The sequence below is a fragment of the Mycobacterium syngnathidarum genome (assembly GCF_001942625.1).
In the GTDB taxonomy this organism is placed as follows: domain Bacteria; phylum Actinomycetota; class Actinomycetes; order Mycobacteriales; family Mycobacteriaceae; genus Mycobacterium; species Mycobacterium syngnathidarum.
This window is the reverse complement of the sequence record NZ_MLCL01000088.1, coordinates 1-553: the sequence shown is the minus strand read 5'-3', so window position 1 is coordinate 553 and position 553 is coordinate 1. Positions and strand designations below refer to the sequence as shown.

Here is a 553-nt window from a genome sequence, read left to right as displayed (position 1 = left end):
TGACCGGATTCTTGGGCGCAAGCCTCGGACTTCAGTCCGGGGTGAGCCCATCCCGTTTGTCGGCGGGCGTAGCCCGGCGTTCAAGGTGGTCGGGCTTGTCCGTCGATGTATTGCTTGATGATCGACAAGGGTGCGCCGCCGCAGGAGACGGCGAAGTAGGACGGCGACCAGAGGTGTCCGCGCATGCGAGCGCGGACACACGCGCCGGTGTATTCGTGGCGCACCGCGTAGGCGGCGCGGCCCTTGAGCCGCTGAACCAGCGTGGAGATCGCCAGCGTCGGTGGGTAGGAGACGAGCAGGTGCACGTGGTCGGCCTCGCCGTTGAACTCGACCAACTCGGCGCCCAGGTCGGTACACACCTCAGCCATGGTGTGCTCGCAGAAGGTGAGTATGTCGTCGGTGAACACTTTCCGGCGGTATTTCGTCACGAACACCAGGTGGGCGTGCAGCAGCGACACGCTGTGGCGGGTGCGGCGATAGGTCGTTGTTGTCAGTGGGCATCTCTACGGTTGCGGTATGCAGATGCGTTATCGGTATCGCATCGAACCGACAC

1 protein-coding gene is annotated in these 553 nt (G+C 63.8%); it reads right to left on the bottom strand.

What is annotated here, in order from left to right; translation table 11 throughout:
* Nucleotides 1-80: 80 nt before the first annotated feature.
* On the bottom strand, nt 81-494 hold the full coding sequence (gene tnpA, locus BKG60_RS25890; RefSeq protein ID WP_083650361.1) for an IS200/IS605 family transposase: 414 nt from the start codon (nt 492-494) through the stop codon (nt 81-83).
* Nucleotides 495-553: the final 59 nt, after the last annotated feature.